Origin of the sequence: Pseudomonas sp. Pdm06, from assembly GCF_014851795.1 — a bacterium.
Lineage (GTDB): Bacteria > Pseudomonadota > Gammaproteobacteria > Pseudomonadales > Pseudomonadaceae > Aquipseudomonas > Aquipseudomonas fluorescens_AA.
The window spans coordinates 237,688-254,820 of the sequence record NZ_JACVAH010000004.1 but is presented as its reverse complement, the minus strand read 5'-3'; the positions used below and the strand labels follow the sequence as shown (position 1 = coordinate 254,820).

Annotated in this window: 15 protein-coding genes; 14 read left to right on the top strand and 1 reads right to left on the bottom strand. The window is 62.2% G+C overall.

Translation table 11 applies throughout. The features are described from left to right. The first annotated feature begins 344 nt into the window (after positions 1-344). The 14 genes from IB266_RS08860 (at position 345) to IB266_RS08795 (ending at position 16,043) form a co-directional block, all read left to right on the top strand. Positions 345-758 (top strand): NADH-quinone oxidoreductase subunit A, encoded by a 414-nt coding sequence (locus IB266_RS08860; protein WP_003203367.1) that lies wholly within the window; start codon positions 345-347, stop codon positions 756-758. Between the two features lie 10 nt (positions 759-768). Then, complete coding sequence (locus tag IB266_RS08855) at positions 769-1,443, top strand: NuoB/complex I 20 kDa subunit family protein (protein WP_030141322.1); 675 nt, start codon at positions 769-771, stop codon at positions 1,441-1,443. Between the two features lie 72 nt (positions 1,444-1,515). Beyond that, a complete protein-coding gene (gene nuoC / locus IB266_RS08850; RefSeq protein WP_057450016.1) occupies positions 1,516-3,300 on the top strand; it encodes an NADH-quinone oxidoreductase subunit C/D in 1,785 nt (594 codons plus the stop codon). A gap of 2 nt (positions 3,301-3,302) precedes the next feature. Then, a complete protein-coding gene (nuoE, locus tag IB266_RS08845) occupies positions 3,303-3,800 on the top strand; it encodes an NADH-quinone oxidoreductase subunit NuoE (RefSeq protein ID WP_053123206.1) in 498 nt (165 codons plus the stop codon). Beyond that, complete coding sequence (gene nuoF / locus IB266_RS08840) at positions 3,797-5,152, top strand: NADH-quinone oxidoreductase subunit NuoF (RefSeq protein WP_192260938.1); 1,356 nt, start codon at positions 3,797-3,799, stop codon at positions 5,150-5,152. The genes nuoE and nuoF overlap by 4 nt, the downstream gene beginning before the upstream one ends. A gap of 137 nt (positions 5,153-5,289) precedes the next feature. Beyond that, entirely contained in the window at positions 5,290-8,004 is a 2,715-nt protein-coding gene (nuoG, locus tag IB266_RS08835; protein ID WP_192260937.1) for an NADH-quinone oxidoreductase subunit NuoG, read from the top strand. Then, complete coding sequence (nuoH, locus tag IB266_RS08830) at positions 8,001-9,008, top strand: NADH-quinone oxidoreductase subunit NuoH (RefSeq protein WP_025212983.1); 1,008 nt, start codon at positions 8,001-8,003, stop codon at positions 9,006-9,008. Before nuoG ends, nuoH begins: the two co-directional genes overlap by 4 nt. A gap of 11 nt (positions 9,009-9,019) precedes the next feature. Beyond that, the gene (gene nuoI, locus IB266_RS08825; RefSeq protein WP_003180051.1) at positions 9,020-9,568 is read left to right on the top strand and encodes an NADH-quinone oxidoreductase subunit NuoI; all 549 of its coding nucleotides are present in this window, start codon (positions 9,020-9,022) and stop codon (positions 9,566-9,568) included. Positions 9,569-9,577: 9 nt separating this feature from the next. After that, positions 9,578-10,078, top strand: a complete 501-nt coding sequence (gene nuoJ / locus IB266_RS08820) for an NADH-quinone oxidoreductase subunit J (protein ID WP_060741545.1) — start codon at positions 9,578-9,580, stop codon at positions 10,076-10,078. A gap of 4 nt (positions 10,079-10,082) precedes the next feature. After that, positions 10,083-10,391, top strand: a complete 309-nt coding sequence (gene nuoK / locus IB266_RS08815) for an NADH-quinone oxidoreductase subunit NuoK (protein WP_003180046.1) — start codon at positions 10,083-10,085, stop codon at positions 10,389-10,391. Then, complete coding sequence (gene nuoL / locus IB266_RS08810) at positions 10,388-12,241, top strand: NADH-quinone oxidoreductase subunit L (RefSeq protein ID WP_060741544.1); 1,854 nt, start codon at positions 10,388-10,390, stop codon at positions 12,239-12,241. The genes nuoK and nuoL overlap by 4 nt, the downstream gene beginning before the upstream one ends. Before the next feature lie 39 nt (positions 12,242-12,280). Continuing rightward, entirely contained in the window at positions 12,281-13,813 is a 1,533-nt protein-coding gene (gene nuoM, locus IB266_RS08805; protein ID WP_060741543.1) for an NADH-quinone oxidoreductase subunit M, read from the top strand. Between the two features lie 7 nt (positions 13,814-13,820). After that, positions 13,821-15,284 carry an NADH-quinone oxidoreductase subunit NuoN gene (gene nuoN, locus IB266_RS08800; RefSeq protein ID WP_060741542.1) on the top strand — a complete coding sequence of 488 codons (1,464 nt, stop codon included), beginning with the start codon at positions 13,821-13,823 and terminating at the stop codon, positions 15,282-15,284. 282 nt (positions 15,285-15,566) lie between these two features. After that, complete coding sequence (locus IB266_RS08795; protein WP_060741539.1) at positions 15,567-16,043, top strand: hemerythrin domain-containing protein; 477 nt, start codon at positions 15,567-15,569, stop codon at positions 16,041-16,043. Positions 16,044-16,095: 52 nt separating this feature from the next. Here the strand turns inward: IB266_RS08795 and IB266_RS08790 are convergent, their stop codons facing one another. After that, positions 16,096-16,974, bottom strand: coding sequence for a LysR family transcriptional regulator (locus IB266_RS08790; protein ID WP_192260936.1), 879 nt, complete (start codon positions 16,972-16,974; stop codon positions 16,096-16,098). Positions 16,975-17,133 lie beyond the last annotated feature (159 nt).

Below are 17,133 nucleotides of genomic sequence, written 5' to 3'. Positions count from 1 at the left end.
ACAATTGCAGTAGCGACGATGTAAGACAGCCTCTCGGACACGACACTAAGTGCACTGTAGAAAAGGCCGGCACAGATAATAATAATTATCATTTGGAAGTCGTTATCATTGTTACATTCCGCACGAAATATTATTGATGAATAACCGGCCAACGCCCACGGGGCCGGGGCCGCAGGGTCCTGGAGGCGCGCTATGTCCTTATTCCAATAAATAATTTCGCTATAGGAATTTTACTTGCCCGGTGTTTAGCCATAAAATCACCGCGATTGATTGCTGCGACATATCGTCACTGCGTTATTTCATTCAAGCTCAGAGACCTTTGCTCTCTGTTAAGGATTTCCAGCATGTCCGAAGCGACAGGACTCATGGCCCACAATTGGGGCTTTGCCATTTTCCTTCTGGGCGTTGTTGGCCTGTGTGCTTTCATGCTCGGTGTGTCGAGCCTGCTTGGGTCAAAAGCCTGGGGCCGCAGCAAAAATGAACCGTTCGAGTCCGGCATGCTGCCTACCGGTGGCGCCCGCTTGCGGCTCTCAGCCAAATTCTATCTGGTCGCGATGCTGTTCGTGATCTTCGATATCGAAGCCCTCTTTCTCTTTGCATGGTCTGTGTCCGTCCGCGAAAGCGGCTGGACCGGATTCGTCGAAGCTCTCGTTTTCATAGCAATTCTGTTGGCAGGTCTTGTCTACCTTTACCGGGTGGGGGCACTTGATTGGGCTCCGGAAGCTCGGCGCAAGCGGCAAGCGAAGCTGAAACAATGAGGCTTTGGCAATGCAATACAATCTCACCAGGATCGACCCCGATGCTCCTAACGAGCAGTATCCGATTGGCAAACGGGAAACCGTCGCCGATCCGTTAGAAGATCAAGTCCACAAAAACATCTTCATGGGCAAGCTCGAAGACGTGCTGAACAGCACGGTCAACTGGGGTCGCAAGAACTCCCTGTGGCCGTACAACTTCGGCCTTTCGTGCTGCTACGTGGAAATGACCACCGCCTTCACGGCGCCCCACGACATCGCGCGCTTTGGCGCCGAGGTGATCCGGGCATCGCCGCGCCAGGCGGATTTCATGGTTATCGCCGGTACCTGCTTCATCAAGATGGCGCCGATCATCCAGCGTCTCTACGAGCAAATGCTCGAGCCCAAGTGGGTCATCTCCATGGGTTCGTGCGCCAACTCCGGTGGCATGTACGACATCTACTCTGTCGTTCAAGGGGTGGACAAGTTCCTGCCCGTGGACGTCTACGTGCCCGGCTGCCCGCCTCGCCCCGAAGCTTTCCTGCAAGGCTTGATGCTGTTGCAGGAGTCGATTGGCCAGGAGCGTCGCCCACTGTCCTGGGTCGTTGGCGATCAAGGCGTCTATCGCGCCGAGATGCCGTCGCAAAAGGAACAGCGCCGCGAACAGCGTATCGCAGTCACCAACCTGCGCAGCCCCGACGAAGTCTGATCCAGCTCTGCTCTGTACAAGAAACGAGAACCTGGCTTCATTCTTTACGTTGACCGAAAGCGATAAATAACCATGACTACAGGCAGTGCTCTGTACATCCCGCCTTACAAGGCAGACGACCAGGATGTGGTCGTCGAACTGAACAACCGTTTTGGCCCCGAGGCGTTCACCGCCCAGCCGACCCGTACCGGCATGCCGGTGCTTTGGGTCGCCCGCGCCAAACTCGTCGAAGTCCTGACTTTCCTGCGCAACCTGCCCAAGCCGTACGTCATGCTCTATGACCTGCACGGCGTGGACGAGCGTCTGCGCACCAAGCGTCAAGGGCTGCCCGACGGCGTCGACTTCACCGTGTTCTATCACTTGATGTCGATCGAGCGTAATAGTGACGTAATGATCAAGGTCGCGTTGTCCGAGAGCGACCTCAGCGTGCCGACCGTGACCGGCATCTGGCCGAACGCCAACTGGTACGAGCGTGAAGTGTGGGACATGTACGGGATCGACTTCCCCGGCCACCCGCACCTGACCCGCATCATGATGCCGCCGACCTGGGAAGGTCACCCGCTGCGCAAGGACTTCCCGGCCCGTGCCACCGAGTTCGACCCGTTCAGCCTGTCCCTGGCCAAGCAACAGCTCGAGGAAGAAGCCGCGCGCTTCAAGCCTGAAGACTGGGGCATGAAGCGTTCGGGCGCCAACGAGGACTACATGTTCCTCAACCTGGGCCCGAACCACCCTTCGGCCCACGGTGCGTTCCGCATCATCCTGCAACTGGACGGCGAAGAGATCGTCGACTGCGTGCCGGACATCGGCTACCACCACCGTGGCGCCGAGAAAATGGCCGAGCGCCAGTCCTGGCACAGCTTCATCCCGTACACCGACCGTATCGACTACCTCGGCGGCGTGATGAACAACCTGCCGTACGTACTGTCGGTGGAGAAACTGGCCGGGATCAAGGTCCCGGAGAAAGTCGACGTCATCCGCATCATGATGGCCGAGTTCTTCCGCATCACCAGCCACCTGCTGTTCCTGGGTACCTATATCCAGGACGTGGGGGCGATGACACCGGTGTTCTTCACCTTCACCGACCGCCAGAAGGCCTACACGGTGATCGAAGCCATCACCGGTTTCCGCCTGCACCCGGCCTGGTACCGCATCGGTGGCGTGGCCCACGACCTGCCGCGCGGCTGGGAAAAGCTGGTCAAGGACTTCGTCGAGTGGATGCCCAAGCGCCTGGACGAATACACCAAGGCCGCCCTGCAGAACAGCATCCTCAAGGGCCGTACCATCGGGGTCGCCGCCTACAACACCAAAGAGGCCCTGGAATGGGGCGTCACCGGTGCCGGCCTGCGTTCCACCGGTTGCGACTTCGACCTGCGCAAGGCGCGCCCCTACTCCGGCTACGAAAACTTCGAATTCGAAGTACCGCTGGCGGCCAACGGTGACGCCTATGACCGCTGCATGGTTCGTGTCGAGGAAATGCGCCAGAGCATCAAGATCATCGACCAATGCATGCGCAACATGCCGGAAGGCCCGTACAAGGCGGATCACCCGCTGACCACGCCGCCGCCCAAAGAGCGCACGCTGCAGCACATCGAGACCCTGATCACGCACTTCCTGCAGGTTTCGTGGGGCCCGGTCATGCCGGCCAACGAGTCCTTCCAGATGATCGAAGCGACCAAGGGCATCAACAGTTATTACCTGACGAGCGATGGCGGCACCATGAGCTACCGCACCCGGATTCGCACCCCAAGCTACCCGCACCTGCAGCAGATCCCTTCGGTGATCAAAGGCAGCATGGTCGCGGACTTGATCGCGTACCTGGGTAGTATCGATTTCGTTATGGCCGACGTGGACCGCTAAGCATGAACAGCACGCTTATCCAGACTGACCGTTTCGCCCTGAGCGAAACCGAGCGCTCGGCCATCGAGCACGAGTTGCATCACTACGAAGACCCGCGCGCGGCGTCGATCGAAGCCCTGAAGATCGTCCAGAAGGAACGTGGCTGGGTGCCCGACGGCGCGCTCTACGCCATCGGCGAGATCCTCGGCATCCCGGCCAGCGACGTCGAAGGCGTCGCCACTTTCTACAGCCAGATTTTCCGCCAGCCAGTGGGCCGTCACATCATTCGCGTCTGCGACAGCATGGTCTGCTACATCGGCGGCCACGAATCGGTGGTCGGCGAGCTCCAGAGCAAGCTGGGCATCGGCCTGGGCCAGACCACCGCCGACGGCCGCTTCACCCTGCTGCCGGTGTGCTGCCTGGGCAACTGCGACAAGGCACCGGCGCTGATGATCGACGACGACACCTTCGGTGACGTCCAGCCTGATGGCGTCGCCAAACTGCTGGAGGGCTACGTATGACCCTGACTTCCTTCGGGCCCGCCAACCGCATCCAGCGTTCGGCCGAAACCCATCCCCTGACCTGGCGTCTGCGTGACGACGGCGAAGCGGTGTGGCTGGACGAGTACCAGGCCAAGAACGGCTACGCCGCCGCGCGCAAGGCGTTTGCCGACATGGCCGGCGACGACATCGTCCAGACCGTGAAAGACTCCGGCCTCAAGGGTCGTGGCGGCGCGGGCTTCCCCACGGGCGTGAAGTGGGGCCTGATGCCCAAGGACGAATCCATCAACATCCGCTACCTGCTGTGCAACGCGGATGAAATGGAACCCAACACCTGGAAGGACCGCATGCTGATGGAGCAACTGCCCCATCTGCTGATCGAAGGCATGCTGATCAGCGCCCGTGCGCTGAAGACCTACCGTGGCTACATCTTCCTGCGCGGCGAATACACCACCGCCGCCAAGCACCTGAACCGTGCCGTGGAAGAAGCCAAGGCCGCGGGCCTGCTGGGCAAGAACATCCTGGGCAGCGGCTTCGATTTCGAGCTGTTCGTCCACACCGGCGCCGGGCGCTACATCTGCGGTGAAGAAACCGCGCTGATCAACTCCCTGGAAGGCCGCCGCGCCAACCCACGCTCCAAGCCGCCCTTCCCTGCCGCCGTGGGCGTGTGGGGCAAGCCGACCTGCGTGAACAACGTCGAGACCCTGTGCAACGTGCCGGCGATCATTGCCGACGGCGTGGACTGGTACAAATCCCTGGCCCGCGACGGCAGCGAAGACATGGGCACCAAGCTCATGGGCTTCTCCGGCAAGGTCAAGAACCCTGGCCTGTGGGAACTGCCGTTCGGCATCACCGGCCGCGAGCTGTTCGAAGACTACGCCGGCGGCATGCGCGACGGCTACACGCTCAAGTGCTGGCAGCCCGGCGGCGCCGGTACCGGTTTCCTGTTGCCGGAACACCTGGACGCACAAATGTACGCCGGCGGCATCGCCAAGGTGGGCACCCGCATGGGTACCGGCCTGGCCATGGCGGTGGACGACAGCGTCAACATGGTGTCGCTGCTGCGCAACATGGAAGAGTTCTTCTCCCGTGAGTCGTGCGGTTTCTGCACCCCTTGCCGCGATGGCCTGCCGTGGAGCGTCAAGCTGCTGCGGGCCATTGAAAACGGCGAAGGCCAGGCCGGCGACATCGAGACCCTGCTGGGTCTGGTGGGTTTCCTCGGCCCAGGCAAGACCTTCTGTGCTCACGCACCGGGTGCCGTGGAGCCGTTGGGCAGCGCCATCAAATACTTCCGTCCAGAGTTCGAAGCCGGCATCGCGCCCACCAGCGCCGTCGTCCCGCCTCTGGCAAAGCCGATCGTAGTCGGCGCGTAAACGCTTAAAAAGGCGAAGGGTCCGTGCCCTTCGTCTTCTCGTGTGATGACGCCGTAAGCGGCTGTGTTGATTCACGCGAACAACAAGATTCCATTAGCCACGCCCGCTGACACCGGGCCAACGAAGAACTTTGAACCATGGCCACTATCCACGTAGACGGCAAAGAGCTCGAAGTCGATGGCGCAGACAACCTGTTACAGGCATGTCTGTCGCTGGGCCTCGACATTCCTTATTTCTGCTGGCACCCCGCCCTTGGCAGCGTTGGCGCTTGTCGCCAGTGCGCGGTCAAGCAGTACACCGACGAAAACGACAAGCGTGGTCGGATCGTCATGTCCTGCATGACCCCCGCCACCGACGGCAGCTGGATCTCCATCGACGACGAAGAAGCGAAGGTGTTTCGCGCCAGCGTCGTCGAATGGCTGATGACCAACCACCCTCACGACTGCCCGGTCTGTGAGGAAGGCGGCCACTGCCACCTGCAAGACATGACCGTGATGACCGGCCACAACGAGCGCCGTTATCGCTTCACCAAACGCACCCACCAGAACCAGCAACTGGGCCCGTTCATCTCCCACGAGATGAACCGCTGCATCGCCTGCTACCGCTGTGTGCGTTTCTACAAGGACTACGCCGGCGGTACCGACCTGGGCGTGTTCGGTGCCCACGACAACGTGTACTTCGGTCGCGTCGAAGACGGCACCCTGGAAAGCGAGTTCTCCGGCAACCTCACCGAGGTCTGCCCGACCGGTGTGTTCACCGACAAGACTCACTCCGAGCGCTACAACCGCAAGTGGGACATGCAGTTCTCGCCAAGCATCTGCCATGGCTGCTCCAGCGGCTGCAACATTTCCCCGGGCGAGCGCTACGGTGAACTGCGGCGCATCGAAAACCGCTTCAACGGTTCGGTCAACCAGTACTTCCTGTGTGACCGTGGCCGTTTCGGCTATGGCTACGTCAACCGCAAGGATCGCCCACGCCAACCGCAGCTGGCGGGCGGCGCCAAGCTGAGCCTGGACGAAGCGCTGGACAAGGCCGCCGAGCTGCTGCGCGGTCGCAACATCGTCGGCATCGGCTCACCACGGGCCAGCCTGGAAAGCAACTACGCCCTGCGTGAACTGGTCGGCGCCGAGCACTTCTACAGTGGCATCGAAGCCGGCGAGCTCGAACGCATCCGCCTGGTGCTGCAAGTGCTCAAGGACAGCCCGCTGCCGGTGCCGACGATGCGCGACATCGAAGACCACGACGCAGTGTTCGTCCTTGGCGAAGACCTGACCCAGACCGCCGCCCGCATGGCCCTGGCCCTGCGCCAATCGGTCAAGGGCAAGGCCGAGGACATGGCCGACGCCATGCGCGTGCAGCCATGGCTCGACGCCGCCGTGAAGAACATCGGCCAGCACGCGCTGAACCCGCTGTTCATCGCCAGCCTCGCTGAAACCAAGCTCGACGACGTCGCCGAAGAATGCGTCCACGCCGCTCCGGACGACCTGGCCCGCATCGGTTTCGCCGTGGCCCACGCCCTGGACGCCAGCGCCCCGGCCGTCGACGGCCTGGACAGCGAAGCGGCCGCCCTGGCCCAACGCATCGCCGACGCCCTGCTGGCGGCCAAGCGCCCATTGATCATCGCCGGCACCTCCCTGGGTTCCAAGGCCTTGATCGAAGCCGCCGCCAACATCGCCAAGGCCTTGAAGCTGCGCGAGAAGAACGGGTCCATCAGCCTGATCGTGCCGGAAGCCAACAGCCTTGGCCTGGCCATGCTCGGTGGCGAATCGGTGGACGCCGCCCTGCAAGCGGTGATCGACGGCAGTGCCGACGCCATCGTCGTGCTGGAAAACGACCTCTACACTCGCACCGACAAAGCCCGGGTGGACGCAGCCCTGAACGCCGCGAAAGTGGTGATCGTCGCCGACCACCAGAAAACCGCCACCACCGACCGTGCCCACCTGGTGCTGCCGGCGGCGAGCTTCGCCGAAGGCGACGGTACGCTGGTCAGCCAGGAAGGCCGCGCCCAGCGCTTCTTCCAGGTGTTCGACCCGACTTACCTGGACGCCAGCATCCTGGTCCACGAAGGCTGGCGCTGGCTGCATGCCCTGCGCGCCACCCTGCTGGACCAGCCGATCGACTGGACGCAACTGGACCACGTCACCGCCGCCGTCGCTTCGAGCAGCCCGCAACTGGCTCGCATCGTCGATGCCGCGCCATCGGCCTCGTTCCGCATCAAGGGCCTGAAACTGGCGCGCGAACCGCTGCGCTACTCCGGTCGCACCGCGATGCGCGCCGACATCAGCGTCCACGAACCACGGACCTCCCAGGACAACGACACAGCGTTCTCGTTCTCCATGGAAGGTTACTCGGGCTCCACCGAACCGCGCTCGCAAGTGCCGTTCGCCTGGTCGCCGGGCTGGAACTCGCCGCAAGCCTGGAACAAGTTCCAGGACGAAGTCGGTGGTCACCTGCGTGCTGGCGACCCGGGCACCCGCCTGATCGAAAGCCAGGGCGATGGCCTGAGCTGGTTCGCCAGCGTGCCACGCGCCTTCAACCCGGCACCGGGCACCTGGCAGGTCGTGCCGTTCCATCACCTGTTCGGCAGCGAAGAGAACTCTTCCAAGGCCGCACCGGTGCAGGAACGCATCCCAACCGCCTACGTGGCGCTGGCCAAGTCCGAAGCCGACCGCCTGGGTGTCAACGATGGTGCCCTGCTGAGCCTGAACGTGGCCGGCCAGACCCTGCGTCTGCCGCTGCGCATCAATGAAGAACTGGGCGCCGGCCTGGTGGCCCTGCCGGCCGGTTTGGCGGGTATTCCACCGGCGATATTCGGCAAAACCGTCGACGGTCTGCAGGAGGCAGCGCAATGAGCTGGTTCACCCCTGAAGTGATCGCTGTGATCCTGACGGTCCTCAAGGCCATCGTGATCCTGCTGGCCGTGGTGGTCTGCGGCGCGTTGCTGAGCTTCGTCGAACGTCGCCTGCTGGGCTGGTGGCAGGACCGCTACGGTCCGAACCGCGTCGGCCCGTTCGGCATGTTCCAGATCGCCGCCGACATGATCAAAATGTTCTTCAAGGAAGACTGGACACCGCCGTTTGCCGACAAGGTGATCTTCACCCTGGCACCGGTCGTGGCCATGAGCGCCTTGCTGATCGCCTTCGCGATCATCCCGATCACCCCGACCTGGGGCGTGGCGGACCTGAACATCGGCCTGCTGTTCTTCTTCGCCATGGCCGGCCTGTCGGTCTACGCGGTGCTGTTCGCCGGCTGGTCGAGCAACAACAAGTTCGCCCTGCTGGGCAGCCTGCGGGCCTCGGCCCAGACCGTGTCCTACGAAGTGTTCATGGGCCTGGCGCTCATGGGCATCGTGATCCAGGCCGGCTCGTTCAACATGCGCGACATCGTCGAGTACCAGGCCCAGAACCTGTGGTTCATCATTCCGCAGTTCTTCGGTTTCTGTACCTTCTTCATCGCTGGCGTGGCCGTGACTCACCGTCACCCCTTCGACCAGCCGGAAGCGGAACAGGAACTGGCCGACGGTTACCACATTGAATATGCCGGCATGAAATGGGGCATGTTCTTCGTCGGTGAATACATCGGCATCATCCTGATCTCGGCGCTGCTGGTGACGCTGTTCTTCGGTGGCTGGCACGGTCCGTTCGGCATCCTGCCGCAACTGTCCTTCGTCTGGTTCGCCCTGAAGACCGCGTTCTTCATCATGCTGTTCGTCCTGCTGCGCGCCTCGATCCCGCGCCCACGCTACGACCAGGTGATGGACTTCAGCTGGAAATTCTGCCTGCCGCTGACCCTGATCAACATGCTGGTGACCGCTGCGATCGTTTTGATGAACGCGCCTGCGGCCGCGGTTCAGTGAGGATTTGACCCATGTTCAAATATATTGGCGACATCGTTAAGGGTACCGGTACCCAACTGCGAAGCCTGGTCATGATCTTCGGCCATGGCTTTCGCAAGCGCGACACCCTGCAATACCCGGAAGAGCCGGTCTACCTGGCCCCCCGTTACCGTGGCCGCATCGTCCTGACCCGCGACCCCGACGGCGAGGAACGCTGCGTGGCCTGCAACCTGTGCGCCGTGGCGTGCCCGGTGGGTTGCATCTCGCTGCAGAAAGCTGAAACCGAAGACGGTCGCTGGTACCCGGACTTCTTCCGCATCAACTTCTCGCGCTGCATTTTCTGCGGCCTCTGCGAGGAAGCCTGCCCGACCACCGCGATCCAGCTCACGCCGGATTTCGAAATGGCCGAGTTCAAACGTCAGGACCTGGTGTACGAGAAAGAAGATCTGCTGATTTCCGGTCCCGGTAAAAACCCTGATTACAACTTCTATCGTGTTGCAGGCATGGCCATTGCCGGTAAGCCAAAAGGCGCCGCGCAGAATGAAGCCGAACCGATCAACGTGAAGAGCTTGCTGCCTTAAGGAAGAAAGATGGAATTCGCTTTCTATTTCGCATCGGGTATCGCGGTGGTGTCCACGCTTCGTGTGGTCACCAACACTAATCCCATACATGCCCTGCTCTACCTGATCATTTCGCTGATCGCCGTGGCCATGACCTTCTTCGCCCTCGGCGCGCCGTTCGCCGGTGCCCTGGAAGTGATCGCCTACGCTGGCGCCATCATGGTGCTGTTCGTGTTCGTGGTGATGATGCTCAACCTCGGCCCGGCCGCGGTCCAGCAGGAACGCTCCTGGCTCAAGCCGGGCATCTGGGCGGGGCCGGTGATTCTCGCCGCCCTGCTGCTGGGTGAACTGCTGTATGTGCTGTTCGCTCACCAGAGCGGCCAGGCCATCGGCCACACCACCGTAGGCGCCAAGGCCGTGGGCATCAGCCTGTTCGGTCCGTACCTGCTGGTGGTCGAACTCGCCTCGATGCTGCTGCTTGCCGCAGCCGTCACGGCGTTCCATTTGGGCCGTAACGAGGCGAAGGAGTAATCACATGCCTGCTATCCCTCTCGAACATGGCCTGGCGGTTGCCGGCATCCTGTTCTGTCTCGGTCTGGTCGGCCTGATGGTCCGCCGCAACATTCTGTTCGTGTTGATGAGCCTGGAGGTCATGATGAATGCCTCCGCCCTGGCTTTCATCGTCGCGGGCGCTCGCTGGGCGCAGCCGGATGGACAGATCATGTTCATCCTGGTGATCAGCCTGGCAGCCGCCGAGGCCAGTATCGGCCTGGCGATCCTGTTGCAGCTGTATCGCCGCTTCCACACTCTCGATATTGACGCTGCCAGCGAGATGCGCGGATGAACCTTCTCTTCCTGACTTTCATATTTCCTCTTGTCGGTTTCCTGCTGCTGTCGTTCTCCCGTGGACGCTGGTCGGAAAACCTGTCGGCGCTGGTTGGCGTGGGCTCCATCGGCCTGTCTGCCATCGTCACGGCCTACGTGATCTGGCAATTCAACGTCGCCCCGCCGGAAGGTGGCCGGTACGTGCAAGTGCTGTGGCAGTGGATGGCGGTGGAAGGCTTCACCCCGAACTTCGCCCTGTACCTGGACGGCCTCTCGGTCACCATGCTCGGTGTGGTGGTCGGCGTGGGTTTCCTGATCCATCTGTTCGCCTCCTGGTACATGCGCGGTGAAGCCGGTTACTCGCGCTTCTTCGCCTACACCAACCTGTTCATAGCCAGCATGCTGTTCCTGGTGCTCGGCGATAACCTGTTGTTCCTGTACTTCGGCTGGGAAGGCGTGGGCCTGTGCTCGTACCTGTTGATCGGTTTCTACTACAGCAACCGCAACAACGGCAACGCCGCACTCAAGGCGTTCATCGTGACCCGGATCGGCGACGTGTTCATGGCCATCGGCCTGTTCATCCTGTTCCAGCAACTGGGCACGCTGAATATCCAGGAACTGCTGGTCAAGGCACCCGAGCACTTCAAGGTCGGTGACTTCTGGATCGTCCTGGCGACCCTGATGCTGCTGGGCGGTGCCGTCGGTAAATCCGCACAACTGCCGCTGCAGACCTGGTTGGCGGACGCGATGGCCGGTCCTACCCCGGTCTCGGCACTGATCCACGCCGCGACCATGGTGACCGCCGGTGTCTACCTGATCGCCCGTACCCACGGCCTGTTCGCCCTGGCGCCGGACATCCTGCACCTGGTGGGCATTGTCGGCGGTGTGACCCTGGTGCTGGCCGGTTTTGCCGCCCTGGTACAGACCGACATCAAGCGCATCCTCGCCTACTCGACCATGAGCCAGATCGGCTACATGTTCCTGGCCCTGGGTGTTGGTGCCTGGGAAGGCGCGATCTTCCACCTGATGACCCACGCCTTCTTCAAGGCCCTGCTGTTCCTGGCGTCCGGCGCGGTGATCGTGGCCTGCCACCACGAGCAGAACATCTTCAAGATGGGCGGCCTGTGGAAGAAACTGCCGCTGGCCTACGCCAGCTTCATCGTCGGCGGCGCGGCCCTGGCGGCCCTGCCACTGGTCACCGCCGGTTTCTACTCCAAGGACGAGATCCTCTGGGAAGCGTTCGCCAGCGGTAACCAGGGCCTGCTCTATGCCGGCCTGGTGGGCGCGTTCATGACCTCGCTGTACACCTTCCGCCTGATCTTCATCGCGTTCCACGGTGAAGCCAAGACCGAAGCCCACGCCGGCCACGGTATTGCCCACTGGCTGCCACTGTCGGTGCTGATCGTGCTGTCGACCTTCGTCGGCGCCCTGATCACCCCACCGCTGGCCGATGTGCTGCCGCAAAGCGTCGGCCATGCTGGCGGCGAAGCCAAGCACAGCCTGGAAATCGCCTCCGGCGCCATCGCCCTGGCGGGTATCCTGCTGGCCGCCCTGCTGTTCCTGGGCAAGCGTCGTTTCGTCACGGCGGTCGCCAACAGCGGCATCGGGCGGTTCCTTTCGGCCTGGTGGTTCGCCGCCTGGGGCTTCGACTGGATCTACGACAAACTGTTCGTCAAGCCATACCTTGCGATCAGCCACATTCTGCGCAAAGACCCGCTCGACCAGACCATTGGCCTGATCCCGCGCATGGCCAAGGGCGGTCACACCGCCTTGAGCCGTACCGAGACCGGTCAACTGCGTTGGTATGCGGCTTCCATGGCGGCTGGCGCCGTGCTGGTTATCGGCGCCATCGTGCTGGTAGCGGTCTGATATGAACCTTGCGAACTTGCGAAAGGAAACGAGCCCGTCATGATTCTGCCCTGGCTAATCCTGATCCCCTTCATCGGCGGCCTGCTGTGCTGGATCGCGGAGCGCTCCAGCTCCACGCTCCCGCGCTGGATTGCGCTGCTGACCATGTCCCTGGAACTCGCGCTCGGCCTCTGGCTGTGGGCGACCGGCGACTATTCATTCGCTCCGGCCCCTGGCGCCGATCCGACCTGGGCACTTGAGTTCAAGCACGCCTGGATCGCGCGCTTCGGCATCAGCGTGCACCTGGCCCTCGACGGCCTGTCGTTGCTGATGATCCTGCTGACCGGCCTGCTGGGTATTCTCTCGGTCCTCTGCTCCTGGAAAGAGATCCAGCGTCACGTCGGTTTCTTCCACCTGAACCTGATGTGGATCCTGGGCGGTGTCGTCGGCGTGTTCCTGGCGCTGGACCTGTTCATGTTCTTCTTCTTCTGGGAAATGATGCTGGTGCCGATGTACTTCCTCATCGCGCTCTGGGGTCACAGTTCTTCGGACGGCAAGAAAACCCGGATCTACGCGGCGACCAAGTTCTTCATCTTCACCCAGGCTTCCGGCCTGATCATGTTGGTGGCGATCCTTGGCCTGGTGCTGGTCAACTTCAACAACACCGGCGTGATTACCTTCAACTACGCCGACCTGTTGAAAGTGCAGATGTCGCGCACCACCGAGTACGTGCTGATGCTGGGCTTCTTCATCGCGTTCGCGGTGAAGTTGCCGGTGGTGCCGTTCCACTCCTGGCTGCCGGACGCCCACGCCCAGGCGCCGACCGCCGGTTCCGTGGACCTGGCGGGTATCTTGCTGAAGACCGCGGCCTACGGCCTGCTGCGCTTTGCCTTGCCGCTGTTCCCCAATGCCTCGGCCGAGTTCGCGCCGATTGCCATGACCCTGGGCCTGATCGGGATTTTCTACGGTGCGTTCCTGGCGTTCGCCCAGACCGACATCAAGCGCCTGATCGCGTTCTCCAGCGTTTCGCACATGGGCTTCGTGCTGATCGGGATCTACTCCGGCAGCCAGCTGGCCCTGCAAGGCGCGGTGATCCAGATGCTGGCCCACGGCCTGTCGGCGGCGGCACTGTTTATCCTCAGCGGTCAGCTGTACGAGCGCCTGCACACCCGGGACATGCGTGAAATGGGCGGCATCTGGTCGCGCATCGCCTACCTGCCGGCCATCAGCCTGTTCTTCGCGGCCGCGTCCCTGGGCCTGCCGGGCACGGGCAACTTCGTCGGCGAGTTCCTGATCCTGATCGGCTCGTTCGTCAGTGCGCCTTGGATCACGGCGATTGCCACCTCTGGCCTGGTGTTCGGTTCGGTCTACTCGCTGATCATGATCCACCGCGCCTACTTCGGTCCGGCCAAGTCGGATGAAGTGTTGCGTGGCATGGACGGTCGCGAACTGATCATGGTGCTCGGCCTTGCGGTGCTGCTGGTTTACCTCGGCGTGTACCCGCAACCGTTCCTCGACACCTCTGCCGCCACGATGCATGGCGTGCAGCAGTGGCTCGGCACCGCCTTCTCTCAACTCGCTTCGGCCCGGTAAGAGCGCTATGGAATTCACGATTCAACACTTTATCGCGCTTGCGCCGCTGTTGATCACCAGCGCCACGATCATCGTGGTGATGCTGGCGATCGCCTGGCGGCGCAATCACTCGCAGACCTTCCTGCTGTCGGTGGCGGGGCTGAACCTGGCCCTGCTGTCGATTTTGCCGGCCCTGAAAGTCGCGCCACTGGCGGTCACGCCACTGATGCAGATCGACAGCTTCGCCTGCCTCTACATGGCGTTGATCCTGGTCGCCACCCTGGCCTGCGTCACCCTCGCCCACGCCTACCTCGGCGATGGCGGCTCGGGTTACCCGGGCAACCGCGAAGAACTGTACCTGCTGATCCTGATGGCCGCCGCCGGTGGCCTGGTGCTGGTCAGCTCGCAGCACCTGGCCAGCCTGTTCATCGGCCTGGAACTGCTGTCGGTACCGGTCTACGGCCTGGTGGCCTACGCCTTCTTCAACAAGCGTTCCCTGGAAGCCGGCATCAAGTACATGGTGCTGTCGGCGGCCGGTTCCGCGTTCCTGTTGTTCGGCATGGCCCTGCTCTACGCCGAAGCCGGCACCCTGAGCTTCGTCGGCATCGGCCAGGCCCTGGCGGCCACCGGCCTGCCTAGCCCGATCGCACAACTGGGCCTAGGCATGATGCTGATCGGCCTGGCGTTCAAGCTGTCGCTGGTACCGTTCCACCTCTGGACCCCGGACGTCTACGAAGGCGCCCCGGCACCGGTGGCGGCGTTCCTGGCCACCGCGTCGAAAGTGGCGGTGTTCGCGGTCATGGTGCGGCTGTTCCAGATCTCTCCCGTGGCCAGCAGCGGTGTACTGAGCAACGTGCTGACCATCATCGCCATCGCGTCGATCCTGTTCGGTAACCTGCTGGCACTGACCCAGAGCAACCTCAAGCGTCTGCTGGGTTACTCGTCCATCGCCCACTTCGGCTACCTGCTGATCGCCCTGATCGCCAGCAAGGGCCTGGCCGTGGAAGCCATCGGCGTGTACCTGGTCACCTACGTGATCACCAGCCTCGGCGCCTTCGGCGTGATCACCCTGATGTCCTCGCCGTACAACGGCCGCGACGCCGACGCCCTGTACGAATACCGCGGCCTGTTCTGGCGCCGTCCGTACCTGACCGCCGTGCTGACCGTGATGATGCTGTCCCTGGCCGGCATCCCGCTGACCGCCGGCTTCATCGGCAAGTTCTACATCATCGCCACCGGCGTCGAGGCTCACCAATGGTGGCTGGTCGGCTCCCTGGTGCTGGGCAGTGCCATCGGCGTGTTCTACTACCTGCGCGTGATGGTCACCCTGTATCTGATGGAACCGAACCTGCGTCGTCACGATGCCGAGTTGCACTGGGAACAGAAGGCAGGCGGCGTGATGCTGCTGGCCATCGCCGTGTTGGCGTTCTTCCTGGGCGTGTACCCGCAGCCGTTGCTGACTTTGGTCCAGCAGGCGGGCTTGGTGGGCTGATCGCCCAAGCGTCGTAACCACTGAAAATGCCCGTATCGCGAGATACGGGCATTTTTTTTGGCTCTGAATCACGAGGAGTGACAGGCCATCAGCGCAAAGTGCAACGCGTTTCTTGCCCGGCTCATGCAGCTTGCACGACGCTGAAAATAATGAGTCTCTCAACCCATTGTTTTTAAAGGGCTTTAAAACCCTGTTCGGCTGGCACAGCTGATGCAATTCAGCTTTTACGCGGCGTCGGCGCTTGAAGCCTGCCCGCATCCGTGAATTGCCGAGGAGCTACCCATGAATGCCATCGATCTGTTGAAAGCCGACCATGAGCGCGTCAAAGCCATCCTGACTCAACTGAGCGAGTCGACCGAACGCGCCGTGAAAAAACGTACCGACCTGTTGGCGAAACTGGAAATGGAAATCTCCATCCATACCCGCCTCGAAGAAGAAATCCTTTATCCGGCTTTCAAGCAGGCAGGTGGCAAGGAGGAGGCACAGATGTACTACGAAGCCAAGGAAGAGCACCGCACCGTCGACTCGCTGGTGCTGCCCGACCTGAAGGCGACCGACCCGTCCACAGCGGAATTTTCCGGCCGGGCAAAAGTGGTCAAGGAGCTGCTTGAGCACCACATCGAGGAGGAAGAAAAAGAAATGTTCCCCCACGCGAAAAAACTGCTGGGCAAGGCAAAACTGGACGCCTTGGGTGCGGAAATGGAGACCATGAAAGCGCAGTACAAAAAAGAACTGAGCAGCGCCAGCCTCGCCGCCTGATCGTACGCCGCGGATGCGTCAGCCGTCACCCGACGGCTGCACGCCCGAGGCGTTATTGCATGTGTTCGCGCAAGAACTCCACCAACGCCTGCACCGGGCGTGAGCCTTGGCGATGTTGCGGGTAGACCGCCGACAGCGCCAGGGGCTCGGTTTCGAACCCCTCCAACACCTTGATCAACCGACCATCCTTCAAGGCATCGCCGAGGATGAAGGTGGGCAGGTAGGTGACCCCCATTGCGGCGATGGCCGCGTCCCTGAGCACATCGCCGTTATTGGCGCGCATGCGTCCCGTGACCTCCAGGGTCAACGGCTTGCCGGCCCCCGCGAAACGCCACTGCACCTGGCGGCTGTGCCCATAGGGCAGGCAGTCATGATGGCGCAGGTCTTCCGGTCGCATGGGTGTGCCTTTTTGCGCCAGGTAAGCCGGACTGGCGCAGTACACCCGCTCGATGGTCGCGATGCGCCGGGCAATCAGCGTCGAATCCTCCAGCACGCCGATGCGCAGCGCCAGGTCATAGCCCTCCCCCAGCAGGTCCACCGAACGGTCGCTCAGGTCCACTTCGACGCTGACGCCCGGATAGCGCTGCAGGAACAGCGGTAACAGGCTGCCCAGATGCGCCATGGCGAAGGACAGCGGTGCGCTGAGCCGAATCGTGCCACGGGGCTCACTGGTCTGGCCGCTGATCCCCTGCTCCACCTGTTCGACGTCATTGAGCAGGCGCAGCGACGCTTCGTAATAACGCTGGCCCAACGGGGTGACGTCCAGCCGGCGGGTCGAGCGATTGAGCAGGCGTACGCCCAGGCGCTGTTCCAACGCCATGAGCTTGCGGCTGACGAACTGCTTGGACAGCCCCAGCTTGTCCGCCGCGGCGGTGAAGCTGCCTGACTCCATGACCTGGGCAAAGATGCGCATTTCTTCGAAGGGGTTCATTGTCATTCCTGGGGTGGACAGTCAGGGGGATGAGTTGGGCATTGTGGGTGGAGCAAGGCAGGTTGGAAAGGTGTTGAGTGGGCTGACGCTATCGCGAGCAAGCTCGCTCCCACATGGGTTCCCAGTGATTACAGAACCTGAATACACCTCAAACCCTGT

Excerpts from the sequence above, each read along its gene's own strand:
- IB266_RS08860 (WP_003203367.1), top strand. The coding sequence starts at position 345 with ATGTCCGAAGCGACAGGACTCATGGCCCACAATTGGGGCTTTGCCATT.
- IB266_RS08855 (WP_030141322.1), top strand. The coding sequence starts at position 769 with ATGCAATACAATCTCACCAGGATCGACCCCGATGCTCCTAACGAGCAG.
- nuoC (WP_057450016.1), top strand. The coding sequence starts at position 1,516 with ATGACTACAGGCAGTGCTCTGTACATCCCGCCTTACAAGGCAGACGAC.
- nuoE (WP_053123206.1), top strand. The coding sequence starts at position 3,303 with ATGAACAGCACGCTTATCCAGACTGACCGTTTCGCCCTGAGCGAAACC.
- nuoF (WP_192260938.1), top strand. The coding sequence starts at position 3,797 with ATGACCCTGACTTCCTTCGGGCCCGCCAACCGCATCCAGCGTTCGGCC.
- nuoG (WP_192260937.1), top strand. The coding sequence starts at position 5,290 with ATGGCCACTATCCACGTAGACGGCAAAGAGCTCGAAGTCGATGGCGCA.
- nuoH (WP_025212983.1), top strand. The coding sequence starts at position 8,001 with ATGAGCTGGTTCACCCCTGAAGTGATCGCTGTGATCCTGACGGTCCTC.
- nuoI (WP_003180051.1), top strand. The coding sequence starts at position 9,020 with ATGTTCAAATATATTGGCGACATCGTTAAGGGTACCGGTACCCAACTG.
- nuoJ (WP_060741545.1), top strand. The coding sequence starts at position 9,578 with ATGGAATTCGCTTTCTATTTCGCATCGGGTATCGCGGTGGTGTCCACG.
- nuoK (WP_003180046.1), top strand. The coding sequence starts at position 10,083 with ATGCCTGCTATCCCTCTCGAACATGGCCTGGCGGTTGCCGGCATCCTG.
- nuoL (WP_060741544.1), top strand. The coding sequence starts at position 10,388 with ATGAACCTTCTCTTCCTGACTTTCATATTTCCTCTTGTCGGTTTCCTG.
- nuoM (WP_060741543.1), top strand. The coding sequence starts at position 12,281 with ATGATTCTGCCCTGGCTAATCCTGATCCCCTTCATCGGCGGCCTGCTG.
- nuoN (WP_060741542.1), top strand. The coding sequence starts at position 13,821 with ATGGAATTCACGATTCAACACTTTATCGCGCTTGCGCCGCTGTTGATC.
- IB266_RS08795 (WP_060741539.1), top strand. The coding sequence starts at position 15,567 with ATGAATGCCATCGATCTGTTGAAAGCCGACCATGAGCGCGTCAAAGCC.
- IB266_RS08790 (WP_192260936.1), bottom strand. The coding sequence starts at position 16,974 with ATGAACCCCTTCGAAGAAATGCGCATCTTTGCCCAGGTCATGGAGTCA.